The sequence below is a fragment of the Aeromicrobium yanjiei genome (genome assembly GCF_009649075.1).
Taxonomy (GTDB): Bacteria; Actinomycetota; Actinomycetes; order Propionibacteriales; family Nocardioidaceae; genus Aeromicrobium; species Aeromicrobium yanjiei.
The window spans coordinates 512,026-528,045 of record NZ_CP045737.1 but is presented as its reverse complement, the minus strand read 5'-3'; the positions used below and the strand labels follow the sequence as shown (position 1 = coordinate 528,045).

Sequence of the window (16,020 nt, the reverse complement as noted above, 5' to 3'; positions counted from 1 at the left end):
GTCGAAGGGGTGGGTCAGTGCATCATGATCGGCGGCGTCGCGCCGTCCTCGTCGTCGAGCAGGTGCGACTCCTGCTTCTTGCGGGGGAGGAACGCGACCGGGACGAGCGTCACGACGAGCACCGCGAAGGCCACCCAGTACGACGTCGAGAACGCGTCGGCCAGGTCCTGGAAACCCTGCTGCAGGACCGATCCGGGCACCTGCAGCATGTCGACGACACCTGCGCCCTGCTCGGTGTGCGATCCCGCCGCGAGCTGTGCGGGCGTCAGGCCACCCTCGACACCGGGCAGCTTCTCCGAGCCGGCGATGACGTCGCCGCTCTTCATCGCATTGGTCAGGACGACCGAGATCGTCGCGATGCCGGCGGCGCTGGCCACCTGCTGCGTCACGTTGAGCAATGTCGACCCGCGGGCCACGTCCGAGGCCTTGAGGGTCTTGAGGGCAGCCGTGAACAGCGGCATCATCGTCGAGCCCATACCGAGGCCGGTCACGAACAGCCACCCCATGATCGTCCAGTCGGACGTGCCGGGGTCCGTGCTCTGCGCGACGCCGAACAAGCCCACCAGGATGCCGAGGAAGCCGAACGGGACGATGCGCCCGACCGGGATCCGGTCGCTGAGCGCGCCGGCGATCGGCATCGTCAGCATCGCGCCGACGCCCTGTGCGGCGATGAGCAGGCCGGCCTTCTTCACCGAGTAGCCGTCGACCTGCTGGAAGTAGGTCGGCACCAGAAGCAGCGCACCGAAGAACGCCGAGGCGAACAGGAACATCGTGATGATCGAGAGGGTCAGGTTGCGATCCCGGAACAGCCGCAGGTCGAGCAGCGGGTGCTTGGGCTTGAACGACCAGAACACGAATCCGACGATCAGCGCGAGGCCGATGATGGCCGGTGCGAGGACCTTCACCGCCAGGACGGTGCCCTCCTCGGGGATCGAGGAGACGCCGTACAGCAGTGCGGCCAGACCCGGCGAGAGCAGGATCATGCCGATGACGTCGAGCGACTCGCTCGGCTCAGGCGCGTCCTTGGGCAGCACGCGCGCGGCGTACGCCAGGCCGATGAGACCGATCGGCAGGTTGATCAGGAACACCCAGTGCCACGACGCAGCATCGATCAGGATGCCGCCGAGGATCGGGCCCATGATGGGGCCGAGCAGCATCGGGACGCCGAGGATCGCCATGAGGCGGCCCATGCGGTGCGGGCCTGCGGCCTTGGTCATGATCGTCATGCCGAGCGGCATCAGCATGCCGCCGCCGAGGCCCTGCAGGACGCGGAAGCCGATCAGCGCCTCGATGTTCCAGGCCGTCGCGCACAGCAGCGAGCCGATCGTGAACAACGCGATCGCGGTCATGTAGAGGCGCTTGGTGCCGAACCGGTCGGCGGCCCAGCCGGTCAGCGGGATGACCGCCGCCAGCGCGAGCATGTACGCCGTCGCCGTCCAGGCGACGGTCGAGTAGGCCAGCGGCTCGTCGCCGTCCGACAGCTCGGTCTGGAACGTCGGCAGGGCGACGTTGACGACCGTGACGTCCAGGATCGACATGATCGCGCCGAGCACGACGACTCCGGCGATCTTGAGCAGATCAGGGGTGATCTTGTCGTCGTCCTCGGACAACGGCTCGGTGGGGGCGGTCATAGGCAGTGCTCCTGGTTCTTGAGCGGGCGGAGGGTGCCGCCGGCAAGGATGGCGGACAGCGCTCGGTGCAGGTCTGCGCGCTGTTCTTCGGGGAGGGTGGCCGTGAAGGCGCGGATGGAGTCGCGCTTGGCGTCCACATGACTGACTGCGAGCTTCTCGCCGGCCGGAGTGAGGGAGACGAGCTTGACCCTCCGGTCGTCGGGACTCTCTCGGCGTTCGACGACGTCGAGCTTCAGCAGCTGCTCGACATTGCGGCCGGTGGCGGCGTCCGACAGGCCGAGCTCAGTCGCGATCGAGTGGATCGACATGGGCTCTGCCTTCTTCGCCAGCAGGAACAACGTACGTGCCTGCGAGAACGAGAGATCGAGGTCGACCATCGCGTCCATGCCGTCGGACTCGGCGAGATACATCAGGCGCATCACGAACTCCTCGAGCGCGCCGTAGAGCTGGTCCGGAGTGGTCACCCGAAGATGCTAACCATCACGCAACCTTTGATCAAATGAAATATTTGTTACGGCACAACGACATTCCCGCTGTCCGCTTTGCACCGCGATTCGTGCCCTGAGGGCTCGCACCCGTAGAATGGGAAGGCTCCGACTTTGGTGAGCATTCCCCACGCTTAGGACTTTTTTTCGCATGCCCATTCGCTCCGACCTGCGCAACGTCGCAATTGTCGCCCACGTCGACCACGGCAAGACCACGCTGGTTGACGCCATGCTCCAGCAGCAGGGCCACTTCGACGAGCACCACCTGCTCGCCGAGCGCGCCATGGACTCCGGAGATCTGGAGCGCGAGAAGGGCATCACGATCCTCGCGAAGAACACCGCGGTCCGCTACAACGGCCCCGGCGCCCCCGAGGGCGGCGTGACGATCAACATCATCGACACCCCCGGCCACGCCGACTTCGGCGGCGAGGTCGAGCGCGGTCTGTCCATGGTCGACGCCGTGATCCTGCTCGTCGACGCCTCCGAGGGCCCGCTCCCCCAGACCCGCTTCGTGCTGCGCAAGGCGCTCGCGGCCAAGATGCCGGTCGTCCTGGTCGTCAACAAGGTCGACCGCCCCGACTCCCGCATCAGCGAGATCGTCGACGAGACGTACGAGCTGTTCCTCGATCTTCTCGAGGACGGTGCCAGCGAGGACGCCCTCGACTTCCCCGTCGTCTACGCCTCGGCCCGCGCCGGTCGCGCCTCGCTCAACAAGCCCGAGGACGGCGGCCTGCCCGACAGCGAGAACCTCATCCCGCTGTTCCAGACCATCATGGAGGCCGTCCCGGCCCCCGAGTACACCGAGGGCGCGCCGCTGCAGGCGCACGTCACGAACCTTGACGCCTCGCCGTTCCTCGGCCGTCTGGCCCTCGTCCGCGTGAAGGAGGGAACCCTCAAGAAGGGCTCCCAGGTCGCGTGGATGAAGGTCGACGGAACTGTCGACAAGGTCAAGATCACCGAACTGCTGGTCACCAAGGAGCTCGAGCGCGTGCCCGGCGAGAGCGCCGGCCCCGGCGACATCGTCGCGATCGCCGGCATCCCGGACATCATGATCGGCGAGACGCTGGCCGATCCGGAGAACCCGGTCGCGCTGCCGCTGATCACGGTCGACCAGCCGGCCATCTCCATGACGATCGGCACCAACACGTCGCCGCTCGCGGGCCGCGAGAAGGGCACCAAGGTCACCGCGCGCCTGGTCAAGGATCGCCTCGATCGCGAGCTCATCGGCAACGTCTCGCTCAAGGTCGTCGAGACCGACCGCCCCGACGCCTGGGAGGTCCAGGGACGTGGCGAGCTCGCGCTGGCCATCCTGGTCGAGCAGATGCGTCGCGAGGGCTACGAGCTCACCGTCGGCAAGCCGCAGGTCGTCACCCAGGAGATCGACGGCAAGCTGCACGAGCCCATGGAGCGCCTGACGATCGACGCCCCCGAGGAGTACCTCGGCGCGATCACGCAGCTGCTGGCCGTCCGCCGCGGTCGCATGGAGCAGATGATCAACCACGGCACCGGCTGGGTCCGCATGGAGTTCATCGTCCCCGCGCGTGGCCTGATCGGCTTCCGCACCGAGTTCCTGACCGACACCCGCGGCACCGGCATCGCGCACCAGACGTTCGAGAGCTACGAGCCGTGGGCCGGCGAGATCTCGACCCGCCCGTCGGGCTCGCTCGTCTCGGACCGCGCGGGCGCTGCGACGTCCTATGCGATGACCAACATCCAGGAGCGCGGCACGCTGTTCATCGAGCCGGGCACCGAGGTGTACGAGGGCATGATCGTCGGCGAGAACTCGCGCGCCGACGACATGGACATCAACATCGTCCGTGAGAAGAAGCAGACCAACGTCCGCTCCAACGCCGATGAGTTCGAGAAGCTCGTGCCGCCGCGCAAGCTGTCGCTCGAGCAGTGCCTCGAGTTCTGCCGCGAGGACGAGTGCGTCGAGGTCACCCCGGCGAACGTCCGCATCCGCAAGATCATCCTGGACGCCACGGAGCGCAACCGCGCCAACCGCGGCAAGAAGTAGGCCCTAGGGCCGCACCCCCCTCCCCCGGCGCGGTGCGCTGGCGTCCACTTTCACCACTCTGCTGGACGCCATCGCACCGCCCTCCGAGGGGATGGGGCGGAACAGCGAGGCCCAGCGCCTCGCGAAGACCGGCTCCGGCCCGTCGTAGCCTCGCTCGACGAGCATCCGGTGCACCCGGCCCACCAGCGCCCGCGGGCGCTGGAGCATGGGATTGGTGACCTGCAGGTACGCAACCGATTCGTCGCGGAAACCGGCATAGCGGGCGAGATCCTTGCCGAACTGCTCGATCGACTCCGCGTGCTGGCGTCCCTCGTACTCCAGGACCAGCATCCAGAGCCGGAACAGCAGATCGACGCACCCGAGCCACTTCCCCCGGACGACCAGGTCGACGTTGGACTCGGGCACGGGCAGGCCCGAGAACACCACGAGCGCCCGCGTCTCCGACTCCTTCAACGAGCGTGATCGGGGCTCCAGGTGAGGCAGGACCCGACGCGCCTGACTCGCGCCCGGGCGCCACGGATCGCGAGCGGCCAGCTCCGCGATCTCGACGATCGTCGCGTACTGGCGGTACAGGAGCCAGTCGCCCACCTTGATGGCGTCGATCAGGCGAGCCGTCGAGCAGTACTGGATGAACGCCGCAGCCGGCGTGACACCGACGCTGTCCAAGGGCGGCAGGACCTCCGTCCGATGGACGAACATGTCGTCGAGCGCGATGTGCAGGTCGCCGGCCACCGTGAAGTGAAATGGACGCTCGGGCCCGACGTCGAGACCCAGGGCCTGGAGCCTCGTGACGTGGCTGAGGTGCGCGCGCTCAGGGACCGCGAGCGAGGCTGCCGTTATCCAGTCCTCCCGCGTCATGACGTGGTCGCGGTGCACCCAGACCCGCACGAAGACCCGGCGGAATCGGCTACCGCGCAGGACCTTCTCGCTGAGGCCGAGTGCACGCGCCTCGGCCGCGGTGAAGGGGCGAGAGGCGAGCTCATCCGGCACTGGCAGAGGACGGGGCATCCCACCACCGTGCGGCCGTCCAGCCACTGACGTACGGCCCGGGCAACCGTCTGTGCACGACCGCGCACCCCCAAGCCCCCTGTGGACCCGGGGCGGTGCGCTGGCGTCCAGCCACGGGGCTTTTGTGGACGCTGGCGCACCGCCCCGGGGGGCAGGGGTCAGAGGACTCCGCGGGGGCGGAACTGGACGCTGATGCGCGGGCCGACGGGGCGGGCGGTCTTGAGGATCGCGTGCTCCCAGGTGCGCTGGCACGACCCGCCCATGACCACGAGATCGCCATGGCCGAGGGCGAAGCCGATCTGCGGCCCGCCACCGCTCGGGCGAAGCGACAGCCGACGAGCGGCACCGAGCGAGACGATCGCGACCATCGTGTCGTTCGTCCGGCCACGGCCGATGCGGTCGCCGTGCCACGCGACGCTGTCGCGGCCGTCGCGGTAGTAGCACAGGCCAGCCGTCGCGAACCGCTCGCCGAGCTCGGGCTCATAGTGGTCGGACAGCATCTCGCGAGCGGTCAGCAGCAGCGGGTGGGGCAGCGCGTCACGGGTGCCGTAGTGGGCCAGCAGGCGCGGCACGTCGACCACCCGGTCGTACATCTCCCGGCTGTCGGCGCGCCACGGCACCTGGCCCTGCAGGGACAGGAACACGTCGTCGGAGCCGCTGATCCATCCCGGCTGGACGTCGACCCACGCACCACCGGACAGCAGGGTGCGCTCGGGCGCCAACCGCGCGATCTGCGGCTCGACACCCGCGTCGAGCAGTGATCCCTGGTAGTAGTCCGTCATCCCCCGAGCCTACGCTCCGTCGAACACATGTTCTAGCCCCCGTGCCCACTAGGCTCTGCTCATGGACTCCGCCTGGGACCGGCTGCTCGACCTCGTCGACCGCCTCGCCACCGATCCGACCCTCACGATCGGCGCGGAGAACGAGGCTGAGATGGTGCCGTTGATCAGCGCGGCGATGGAGGTCCACGACATCGACAGCGAGCTGGACGTCCCCGACGTCGCCAGGTGGCTGGTCGGCCTCGTGCACGCCCACCGCGCCGTCCGCGAGGCCCACCCCGAGGTCGATCCCGAGGACGACCTCTCGGACCTGCGCGTCATCGTCACCCGCTGGCTCCACCGCGCTCGACCACGCTGACGGTCATACTTTCGGTCGTCCTGTCATGGACGTCCGGACGATGCCGCCTCACGTCGTCGGCGGGGAGGATCGAGGCATGGGATGGACGCTTTGCACTCATGGCACCGCCTACGACGTCATCACAGGCGAGGACGTCCGTGAGGCGCTGCTCGTCGCAGACGGCGTCGAGGTCGACCGGCGATCCGCAGGGTTCTGGGGCCGGACGAGACTGACCCACGAGGACAGCGCCCGCTTCGAGGTCCAGTGGGGCCCGCGCAACACCATCGTCGCGGCGCACCTGCTGGAGGAGGCAGAAAGCGGACCACACCGGACGCCCCTCGTGCCGCCGCCGGGCTCGAGGGCCGCGAAGCGCGAGGAGCTCGCGCGGGACCACCCTCGACTGTTCGTGGCTCACCGCGTCGGGCAGGCGCTGGGCCAGATCCTCTTGGGCACCCTGGGCATCGGAGCGCTGGTCGCTGCCGTCTTCGGGGCGCTGCTCCCCCGTATCGACCTCTCGTGGATCCCGTCGCCCGACCTGCCCGACCTGCCGTGGCCCGACCTCCCGTCGCCGGAGCTGCCGGGCTGGCTGGACGCCGTGCTCGCGGAGCAGAAGTACTGGCTGCCGGTGGTGATCGCGCTCGTCGTCGCCCTCCGCGAGCTCGACCGGCGACGCGTCAAGGACGCCGAGCGTCAGGCAGCCGAGCGAGAGGCCCCGGTCACTGCGGCTCCTCCTCCTCCGCCCGCTCGACGACGAGGACGAACTCGCCGTCGTGCTCCTCGACGCCCGTGACCACCGCGGTCTCGACCATCTTGCGCCCGAGACGACCCCGCACGACCATCGGATCGGTCTGCAGGTCCTTGTAGAGGGCGATGCACAACGCGATCATCACGAGGACGAACGGCACCGCCGCCACGATCGTGATCTGTTGCAGTCCGTTGAGGGCGTCATCGCCTCCGACGACGAGCATGATCGCCGCGACGCCGCCCATGACGGCACCCCAGAACACCACGGTGCGGCGCGACGGCTCGATCGAGCCCTTCTCGCTCAAGGTGCCCATGACCACCGCTGCCGCATCGGCCCCCGAGACGAAGAAGATGCCGACCAGCACCATGACCAGGACGGTCGAGACCCCCGCGATGGGCAGGTGGTCGAGCACCGCGAACAGCGCGGAGTCGGTGTCGACCGCGCCGGCCTTGTCGATCAGGTCGCCGGTCCTGCGCTGGACGTCGATCGCCGTGCCGCCGAAGATCGCGAACCAGACGAGGCTCACGAGGGTCGGCACGAGCAGGACGCCCGTGACGAACTGCCGGATCGTACGCCCGCGGCTGATGCGAGCGATGAACATGCCGACGAACGGCGTCCACGACACCCACCAGGCCCAGTAGAAGATCGTCCAGCCGGCCAACCACTCCTCCATCGCCGCGTCGCCGCTGGCCGCGGTGCGGGACGCCATCTCGGTCATCTGCGAGACGTAGTCACCGAGCGCGGTCGGCAGCAGGTTGAGGATCAGCAGCGTCGGGCCGGCCACGAAGACGAACAACGCCAGGACGAGCGCCAGGACCATGTTGGTGTTGGACAGCCACTGGATGCCCTTGGCCACGCCTGACACCGCCGAGGCGATGAACGCGATCGTGAGCACCACGATGATCACGACGAGGACGACCTTGCCGACGTTGTCGACCCAGCCGTTGTACTGCAGGCCGCTGCCGATCTGCAGCGCACCGAGGCCCAGCGACGCCGCCGAACCGAACAGGGTCGCGAAGATGGCGAGGACGTCGATGACCCGTCCGATCGGTCCCGCCGCGCGGCGCTTGCCGATGAGCGGGGCGAAGGCGGACGAGATGAGCTGCGAGCGTCCCTTGCGGAACGTGCCGTACGCGATCGCGATGCCCACGACCGCGTAGATCGCCCACGGATGCAGGCCCCAGTGGAACATCGTCGTGGCCATCGCCGTCTGCATCGCGGCGTCGGACTCGGCCTCGGACATCCCGGGCGGCGGGGACGCGTAGTGCGAGAGCGGCTCCGCGACGCCCCAGAACATCAGGCCGATGCCCATGCCCGCGCTGAACATCATGGCGACCCACGAGACCGTACGGAACTCCGGCACCTCTTCGTCGTCACCGAGCGGGATGCGTCCGTACTTGCTGGCCGCCAGCCAGATCACGAAGATCACGAAGAACGTGGACGCCAGCACGAACAACCATCCGGTGTTGGTGATCACCCACTTCTGGGCGCTGCTCGATGCCGAGCCGAGGCCCGACGTGCTGATCAGTCCCCACAGGACGAAGGCCACTGCGATGACGGCGGTCACCCCGAAGACGATCGGATCGATGCGCTCACGCCACGGCGTGCGCGTGGAGGACTGACTCATGAAATCTCCCGGTCTCGTAGATTTCTGCGCGTCGAGGACGCGCACGGCAACCTCGTGAGCCTACGTGGCGGCCGGCTCCGCCCGCGACTCAGTGTGCGGAACCACGCACCTGCGCGAGGTAGACGAGGGACCCGACGGTCCCGATCAGGTTGAAGATCTGCAGCGGGTCCCACCAGATCAGGTGCGCCACGAGCGAGACGCTCAAGATGATGAGCCAGCTGCGTTTGGGCAGGGTCTCCAGGTAGGTGAACTGCGAGGACTGCCGCGCGACGCAGTCCACCAGCGCGAACCCCTTGGCCGCGAAGAGGAGCAGCGACAACACGATGAGCAGGCCACCCTGCAGCTCGAACATGCTCGAAGGTTACCGCGCAGCAGCAGAGGCGGGCTCCCCGATGGGAGCCCGCCTCGTGATGCTGGTGCTGCAACGGGCCTACTTGGCGGCCGACGAACCCGTGCTCGGGGTGCTGGAGCTGCTCGGGGTGCTGGAGCTGCTGCCCGTGGAGCTGCCGCTGGGGGCGGCCGGAGCCTTCTTGGCCGCAGCCGACGCACCCGAGGAGGCGGAGGTCGCAGCCTTCTTGGCGGCCGGGGCCTTCTTGGCCGTCGTCTTCTTGGCCGTCGACGCCTTCTTGGCAGTCGTGGTCTTGGCGGCCGAGGTCTTCTTGGCCGTCGTCGTCTTGGCGGCCTGCGCCTTCTTCGCCGGCGCCTTCTTGGCGGCGGTCGCAGCCTTCTTGGCGGCCGGGGCCTTCTTCGCGGGCGCCTTCTTGGCCGGCTCGGGCGTCTTCTTGACCGTCGTGTCGACCGCCTCAGCAGCCTTGCGAGCGGTGGTCGGCGCCTTCGAGGTCACCTTGGTGACCTGCGTCTTGGCGACCGTCACGTACTCGTACGCGGTCCTCTGCGCCTCGTCCGCCAGACCCTTGGCGGTCTTGGTGGCGTCCTCGACGGAGCTGTCGACGGTCTTGCGGATGTCGTCGACGTTCAGGCCCTTGGCCCGTGCGACGAAGCCTTCGGCCTGCTTGGTGAGGTCGGTGTACGTCGCGGCGGCAGTTCCGACGGCGGTCTGCACCAGGCCCTCGGCCTGCTTCTGCAGGTCGGCGATGTCGATCTTCTTGAACGACTCGGGCAGTCCCCGGACGTCGTCGACGAGGGATTTGACCTGGACGGTGATGGTGTCGGTGATGCTCATTTTTCCTCCTGGTTGGCTTCTGTCACTGTGGCGGCCAGCTCGGTGTCGGTCGCTTCCTCGGTGCCGACGAAGGAGCGGTAGATGTCGAGCAGCGCGGTCTTCTGACGCTCGGTGAGTTGCGGGTCGAGGGCGATGGCGTCCTCGACCATGCGCGCTCCGCTCTCGTCGGCATCGAGGATGCCGGCGCGAACGTAGAGCGACTCGGCCGAGATCCTGAGCGCCTTCGCGATCTGCTGCAGGACTTCTGCCGACGGTCGGCGCAGGCCGCGCTCGATCTGGCTGAGGTACGGATTGGAGACGTCCGCGAGCTCGGCCAGCTGTCGCAGCGACATCTGTGCCTGGCCACGCTGCTCGCGCAAGTAGTCGCCGAGTCCTCCGACAGTCTTCTGCACGTTCAGCTTGGCCATGTCTCCATCGTGCTTGCAAAAGTTAGCAAATGCAAGCAGTCCGGCTTGCGACCTGGGTCACAGAGGCTGGAATGCCAGGTCAGAAGGTGGTTCGCAGCTCTCCTACTTGCTTGCCGCCGCCCAGCACCACCGGCCGTTCGCGCAGCAGCGGGGCGTCGATCCCGGCCAGCTCGAGCGCCCGGTTCATCACCGCGTACAGCGGGCGCTCGGCGCCGTCCTCGATCTTCAGCGCGTACGCCGATCCGTCGGGCAGGCCGACCACGTAGACGCTCTCGGCGCCGGACTTCGCGACGAGCTCCGGGACGGCCCGCATCAGCTGGAGCTCGGCCCGGCGGGTGCCGCTGACGTACTCGGGGTGCGCCCGCATGGCCTCGACGAGCCGCGCGCCGCTCGACCCCTCCGGCTCCTGCACGATCCGTCCGATCGCGCGGGCGAGCTGCTGCAGCGAGGTCGCGAGCAGGGGGGCACCGCACCCGTCGACGCCGACCACGGCCGGCGGGCCGTCCGTGAGCTCGGTGAACGTCCGGGTGATCGCGAGCTGCAACGGGTGCTCGACGTCGAGGTACGTCGAGGTCGGCCAGTCGTTGACCACGCACGTCAGCAGCATCGCGGCGTGCTTGCCCGAGCAGTCCATGAGGATCGGCGCACGGCCGCCTCCCCCGCGCAGCAGCTCCGCGTGCTCGTGCGGGTCCAGCGGGTACGACGGCGGCGTCTGCAGCGCGGACTCCTCGAGGCCCGCCAGCGCGAGGATCTCCCGCACCGCGTCGAGGTGGAACGGCTCGCCGGAGTGGCTGGCCGATGCGAGGGCCAGCAGGCGTCCATCCAGCGGCAGCCCCGCGCGGAGCATCCCCAGGGCCTGGATGGGCTTGTTGGCCGAGCGGGGGAACACGACGGTCCCCGGATCGCCCATCGACCACACGACCTCGCCGGACGGGTCCACCCCCACGGCGACACCTCGGTGACGGCTCTCGACGAGCCCGGACCGGATCACTTCTGCCAGAACGTCCACGTCCAACAGCCTAGGCGGCACACCGGGCAAGACCCCCGTCTGCGCGAATTCTTCGCCTACCCTCAGAGGACTGGTCGGCTCGGTCGAGCCGCTTCCCCACCAGCAAGGTTGTTCTCAGATGCACTCTCGGATCGGTCGCGCCTGCGCGCTCGGCGTCCTCGTCCTCCTGTACACCTCGGCCCTCACGGGGCCCGCCCAGGCCGGTCCTCGGCCCGCGGCACCCACCGGGCTCAAGGCCACCACGACCCACACGTCGGCGGTCCTGACGTGGAAGCCGGCCCGGCACGCCACGAAGTACCGCGCATGTCTCACTGTCGCCCGCGACAAGCCGTGCACCCGGTTCTCCCCGACGTCGTCCAAGCGGTCCTGGACCGTGACCGGGCTCAAGGCCACCGCCGACACCGACTACTACTTCCGCGTCACGGCCGGTCGCGGGTCCAGGACCCGGACGTCACCGCTCAAGGGCTTCAACCTCAAGCCGCCCGTGGTGCCGGACGCCCCCACCGGGATCCGGCAGGCCGTCAGCTGGAGCAAGGCCACGATCTCGTGGCCCGCGGCCCGGAACGCGACGAGCTACTCGGTCTGCCTGTCGGGCAACCGTGGACTCACCCGGTGCGCCCGGACGTCCGCACCGTCGGCGAGGCGCTCCGTGACGTTCACAGGCCTGCGGCCCACCGGAGGTGGCGACTACTTCTACCGGGTCCGCTCCCACCGGGGCTCGAGGTCGGCGGCCTCCGCCGTGCACCGCATCGACCTGCCCTCGTCCCAGGTGCGCAGCGTCTCGCCGGCGCGGGGACGCGCGACCGGGAGCGTGACGGCCTCGTGGCCCGCAGCGGTCAACGCCGAGTGGTACCAGTTCCAGATCGCCAAGAACTCGGCCATGACGTCCACGCTGCGCACCGTGACGACGGGGCGCACCACCGCCTCGCAGTCCAACCTGACGATCGGCACGACGTACTACTTCCGCGTCCGGGCGATCAACAACCCCTCGAAAGGCAAGTGGTCCCCGGTCCGTGCGCTGCGCCTGCCCTCGCTGCCCGCACGCATCAACGTGCTGACGTACAACCTCTGCGGCCAGGACAAGTGCGTCACCCGCGCGAACCGCATGAAAAGCTGGTCGACCCGTCGCGCATACGCCGGGCGCATCGCGCGTGGATCTGGCGCCGACATCATCGCCACGCAGGAGTCGCACGACAAGGACACGCGGTTCGGGCGCGAGCTGCCGGGCTTCGGTCTCGCGGCGTACTACAGCGCGAAGTCGCTGTTCTACAACAAGTCGAAGTACGACCTGCGACGCTCGGGCAAGGTCACGCTGAGCGCGAAGCGGGGCAAGTACGCGGTGTGGGCCGAGCTGCGGGACTCCGCAAGCCGGACCTCCGTCCTCGTGGTCGACGTGCACCTCCAGCCGTTCAAGGGCCGGGCACTCGACGACGTCCGCAGCAGCCAGACCAAGGTGCTGCTGCGCAAGATCGCCTCGGTCAACCGGGACAGGCTGCCGGTCGTCTACGCGGGCGACTTCAACTCCAACAAGAGCAACGCCCAGCGACGCTTCCCCGGCGGGTACGACGCCCCGAAGCGGGTCTTCAACGCTGCGGGGATCGTCAACTCGCTCTCCCGGGCGACCAACCCCGTGCACCGCACGTACAACAGCGCGAACCAGGCCGTGAACCCGCCTCTGCGCAGCAGCGACCACGTCGACCACATCTACATCGATCCCCGCATCTCGGTGCGGCAGTGGCGGGTCGTGGTGTCCATGGCACGCAACGGCAGGGGGTACGCGAAGCCGTTCGCGACCGACCACAACGGGGTCCGCGCGATGCTCGACGTGCCGGGTCGATGACGTCACACGTCGGTCAAGGACCTGACGTGGGCATCCTGAGCAACTAGGGTCTACCCATGCGCATCCCTGTCGTCGGCGTTCTTGTCGGCCTGCTCGTCCTCGCCGGGCTCCAGCCGGCCGCGGCCGCCTCGACCCCGGGCAAGGTCGGTCTCGTCTCCTTCGTCGGGGCCAACTACTCCCGCACCCACGACACGACGAGCCTGTCGCTCGACTGGTCCGACATCCGTAGCGCAAAGAAGTACCAGGTCTTCATGTCGCGTTCGTACTCGATGAGCAAGGCCAAGACCTACACGGTGCGCTCGAGCAAGATCACGGTCTCCGGCCTGTCGCGCGGACGCGACTACTTCTTCCAGGTGCGCGGCATCAACGGCAGCAAGAAGGGCAAGAAGTCGACCCGGGTCGGCCGCACCACGATCGTGCGCCCGGGCCCGACCAAGGGCATGCTCGCCGTCCGCGTCATGACGTACAACCTCTGCTCGGCGGTCTGCGACCAGAAGAGCACGACCCGCTACCCGTGGGTGCGGACCTCCGCGACCAGCCCCAGCCCCCGTCAGCCTGCGGCCCTCGAGCGCATCGCCGCCGCGAGCCCCGACGTGCTGGCCACGCAGGAGGCCGGCGAGCTCACGACCCCGCCGCCCGGCTACGCCGAGGCGATCAACGTGAGCGCGAAGCGGCTGTACTACAAGGCGAGCCGCTTCGATCTGGCCGACAAGCCGGCCTACGAGTACGGCAGCAAGGACAAGAACGGCTGCCGGGCCACCACGGCACCGGACGCGCAGACCGGGCACGTCTTCCTCGGCTGGCACGCCAAGGGCTGCCGCTACGCGGTCTGGGCCGAGCTGGTCGAGAAGTCCACCGGACGGCACTTCCTGACCTTTGACGTGCACACCGTGGCCGGCACCAACTCCACCGCGGTCACCAACCGCCGCGCGGAGATGAACCTGCTCTTCGCGGCAGCCGCACAGGTCAACACCGCCAACCTGCCGGTCGTGTTCGCGGGCGACTTCAACTCGCACAAGAACCGCACCCCCGACGTGGTGGGCGCCGCGATGAAGGCACACAACTTCCGCGATGCGTACGATCTCGCCCGCACCGTGGAGCGCCAGCACCTCAACAGCTACAACAACTTCAAGACTGCGCCTGTCATCAGCTACAAGTGGGGCGACCACGTCGACCACGTCTACGTGAACCCGTGGCGCAGCCGGGTCGACGCCTGGCGCAACATCGTGCTCATCGGCGCCGACGGCCGCCTGGTCAAGCCCATCCCCTCCGACCACAGCCCCCTGGTCATCGACGTGCGGCTCGGCTGACCAGCACGCCCGCGGCGTCGTAGTATTCGACCACCCTGTCCGCACGCCACTGGAGTCGTCCCGTCGTCACACGTAGAAAGATCGCTCCACCGCGCCGCCGCGCCGAGCCGCCCGGGCGATCCTCCCCGAAGCGCGTGGCCGGACGGCGCACGCGGCGCGGACCTCGACGGCTGCTGATCGTGCTGCTGTGCCTCGCCGTGGTCGGCGCGCTCGGCGTCGGCCTGTCGAGGACGTACGCGGAGCAGGAGAGACTCGAGGCGCCGACCGGCCTGACCGCCAAGCCCCTCACGCCGACCAGCGTCGAGCTCGACTGGCGCGGATCCGACAACGCCGAGGAGTACGTCGTCCGGGTCGGTCCCGACCGCGCGCTGACCCGCGCCGTGACGGCCAAGGTCAAGGCGCGGGACGACCGGCGGCGCACCACGCTCACCCTCTCGGACGTCCGGGCCGCGGTCCCGGGCGTCGAACAGTACTACCGCGTCGACGCGATCAAGGACGGCAAGGTCCGTTCCTCGCGCATCGCCCGGTTCCGGCTCAAGCCGGCCCCGGTCCGCCGCCTCAAGGTGACCACCGTGACCCCCGGAGGCATCAAGGCCACCTGGCGCAGGACGCCGAACGCGCGACAGTTCGACGTGTCGATCGCGCGCGACAAGCGGTTCACCAAGAAGGCCACGACGGTGCGCACGCTCGGCACCGGCCGGACATTCATCACCAACGGACTGCGCCCCGACACCGCCTACTGGATCAGGGTGCGCGCCGTCAACGGCGACCAGGTGGGCGCCTTCACCAGGCCCGTGACGTTCACGACCGGTGTGCGCGAGTCGTCGTTCCGCGTCGGCACCTGGAACGTGTGCTCGGAGAAGTGCTCGGACTACCCCAGCCGGGCCCGCATCATGGCCTCGTTCATCAACGCCAACAAGATCGACATCTTCGGCCTGCAGGAGGCCGGTGGCGAGCGCGTCGGCGCGACGACCAACGCGATCTTCACGGGCGGCTCGCAGGGCTTCGTGCGGGCCGAGGGAGGTGCCCGGGCGCGCTACATCTTCTATCGATCGGCCCTGTTCGAGCAGATCAGCGGCGGCAGCTTCCCGATCGGCGACGGGCGCGACACCACCTGGGCGAAGTTCCGGACCCGCGACACCGGACGCACGTTCTACTTCGTCGACGTGCACCTCGAGAACGGCAAGAGCGCGGACGCCAATGCGAAGCGGTCGCGCGAGATGGACGTGATGCTCGGCCGGATGGCGCAGATCAACGACACCGGCACCCCCATGATCTATGCGGGCGACTTCAACTCCGGCACCCACCGCGCCGCGGATGCCCCGGGCGTGAAGATGCGGGCGGCGGGGTTCGCCAACTCGTTCCTGCAGACCAAGGACGTGACGAACGGCCGCATCAGCACGAGCCACACGTTCGCGACCACGCTCCTGGCGGCCGGCGCCCACGTCGACCACATCTGGGTCTCGAAGGACTTCGACGTCGAGTCGTGGGCCCAGCTGGTCCGGCTCGACGGCGGCAGCTACGCCAGACCCGTCACCTCCGACCACAACCTGCTCAGCGCCGTGGTCGCCCTCGACGCCGCGAAGGCGTCGCTCGGCGACCCCACCCCGACGACGACCGTCGGCGAGCTCACCCCGTGACC

15 protein-coding genes are annotated in these 16,020 nt (G+C 68.8%); 6 read left to right on the top strand and 9 right to left on the bottom strand.

Features of this window, described 5'->3' with window-relative positions:
• Positions 1–14: 14 nt before the first annotated feature.
• Both GEV26_RS02805 and GEV26_RS02800 read right to left on the bottom strand, forming a co-directional pair.
• Complete coding sequence (locus GEV26_RS02805) at positions 15–1,631, bottom strand: DHA2 family efflux MFS transporter permease subunit (protein WP_153651655.1); 1,617 nt, start codon at positions 1,629–1,631, stop codon at positions 15–17.
• A complete protein-coding gene (locus tag GEV26_RS02800; protein ID WP_208430691.1) occupies positions 1,628–2,095 on the bottom strand; it encodes a MarR family winged helix-turn-helix transcriptional regulator in 468 nt (155 codons plus the stop codon). The genes GEV26_RS02805 and GEV26_RS02800 overlap by 4 nt, the downstream gene beginning before the upstream one ends.
• A gap of 172 nt (positions 2,096–2,267) precedes the next feature.
• On the opposite strand from GEV26_RS02800, the gene typA reads away from it, so the two are divergent.
• Positions 2,268–4,133, top strand: coding sequence for a translational GTPase TypA (gene typA / locus GEV26_RS02795; RefSeq protein WP_153651654.1), 1,866 nt, complete (start codon positions 2,268–2,270; stop codon positions 4,131–4,133).
• Positions 4,134–4,136: 3 nt separating this feature from the next.
• Here typA and GEV26_RS02790 read toward each other — a convergent pair whose 3' ends face one another.
• Together GEV26_RS02790 and GEV26_RS02785 are read right to left on the bottom strand one after the other, a co-directional pair.
• Entirely contained in the window at positions 4,137–5,141 is a 1,005-nt protein-coding gene (locus GEV26_RS02790; protein ID WP_153651653.1) for a hypothetical protein, read from the bottom strand.
• 158 nt (positions 5,142–5,299) lie between these two features.
• The gene (locus GEV26_RS02785) at positions 5,300–5,923 is read right to left on the bottom strand and encodes an alpha-ketoglutarate-dependent dioxygenase AlkB (RefSeq protein ID WP_153651652.1); all 624 of its coding nucleotides are present in this window, start codon (positions 5,921–5,923) and stop codon (positions 5,300–5,302) included.
• Between the two features lie 61 nt (positions 5,924–5,984).
• On the opposite strand from GEV26_RS02785, the gene GEV26_RS02780 reads away from it, so the two are divergent.
• Together GEV26_RS02780 and GEV26_RS02775 are read left to right on the top strand one after the other, a co-directional pair.
• The gene (locus GEV26_RS02780; RefSeq protein WP_153651651.1) at positions 5,985–6,278 is read left to right on the top strand and encodes a hypothetical protein; all 294 of its coding nucleotides are present in this window, start codon (positions 5,985–5,987) and stop codon (positions 6,276–6,278) included.
• Positions 6,279–6,354: 76 nt separating this feature from the next.
• Positions 6,355–7,047: a hypothetical protein gene (locus tag GEV26_RS02775; RefSeq protein ID WP_153651650.1), complete on the top strand. Its 693-nt coding sequence runs from the start codon at positions 6,355–6,357 to the stop codon at positions 7,045–7,047.
• On the opposite strand, the gene GEV26_RS02770 is transcribed toward GEV26_RS02775, so the two are convergent.
• The 5 genes from GEV26_RS02770 to GEV26_RS02750 form a co-directional block, all read right to left on the bottom strand.
• A complete protein-coding gene (locus GEV26_RS02770) occupies positions 6,974–8,629 on the bottom strand; it encodes a BCCT family transporter (RefSeq protein ID WP_153651649.1) in 1,656 nt (551 codons plus the stop codon). The two genes, GEV26_RS02775 and GEV26_RS02770, sit on opposite strands and share 74 nt — an antisense overlap.
• An 88-nt stretch (positions 8,630–8,717) precedes the next feature.
• Positions 8,718–8,981 carry a DUF2516 family protein gene (locus tag GEV26_RS02765; protein WP_153651648.1) on the bottom strand — a complete coding sequence of 88 codons (264 nt, stop codon included), beginning with the start codon at positions 8,979–8,981 and terminating at the stop codon, positions 8,718–8,720.
• Positions 8,982–9,059: 78 nt separating this feature from the next.
• Positions 9,060–9,812, bottom strand: coding sequence for a hypothetical protein (locus GEV26_RS17855; protein ID WP_194839948.1), 753 nt, complete (start codon positions 9,810–9,812; stop codon positions 9,060–9,062).
• Positions 9,809–10,219, bottom strand: a complete 411-nt coding sequence (locus GEV26_RS02755; protein WP_153651647.1) for a helix-turn-helix domain-containing protein — start codon at positions 10,217–10,219, stop codon at positions 9,809–9,811. Before GEV26_RS02755 ends, GEV26_RS17855 begins: the two co-directional genes overlap by 4 nt.
• Positions 10,220–10,298: 79 nt before the next feature.
• Complete coding sequence (locus tag GEV26_RS02750) at positions 10,299–11,228, bottom strand: asparaginase (RefSeq protein WP_208431016.1); 930 nt, start codon at positions 11,226–11,228, stop codon at positions 10,299–10,301.
• A gap of 118 nt (positions 11,229–11,346) precedes the next feature.
• Between GEV26_RS02750 and GEV26_RS02745 the strand changes: the two genes are divergently transcribed.
• From GEV26_RS02745 to GEV26_RS02735, 3 genes are all read left to right on the top strand, one after another.
• A complete protein-coding gene (locus GEV26_RS02745) occupies positions 11,347–13,068 on the top strand; it encodes a fibronectin type III domain-containing protein (RefSeq protein ID WP_153651645.1) in 1,722 nt (573 codons plus the stop codon).
• A gap of 56 nt (positions 13,069–13,124) precedes the next feature.
• Positions 13,125–14,378 carry an endonuclease/exonuclease/phosphatase family protein gene (locus GEV26_RS02740; RefSeq protein ID WP_153651644.1) on the top strand — a complete coding sequence of 418 codons (1,254 nt, stop codon included), beginning with the start codon at positions 13,125–13,127 and terminating at the stop codon, positions 14,376–14,378.
• 134 nt (positions 14,379–14,512) lie between these two features.
• Positions 14,513–16,018, top strand: a complete 1,506-nt coding sequence (locus GEV26_RS02735; protein WP_153651643.1) for a fibronectin type III domain-containing protein — start codon at positions 14,513–14,515, stop codon at positions 16,016–16,018.
• Positions 16,019–16,020 lie beyond the last annotated feature (2 nt).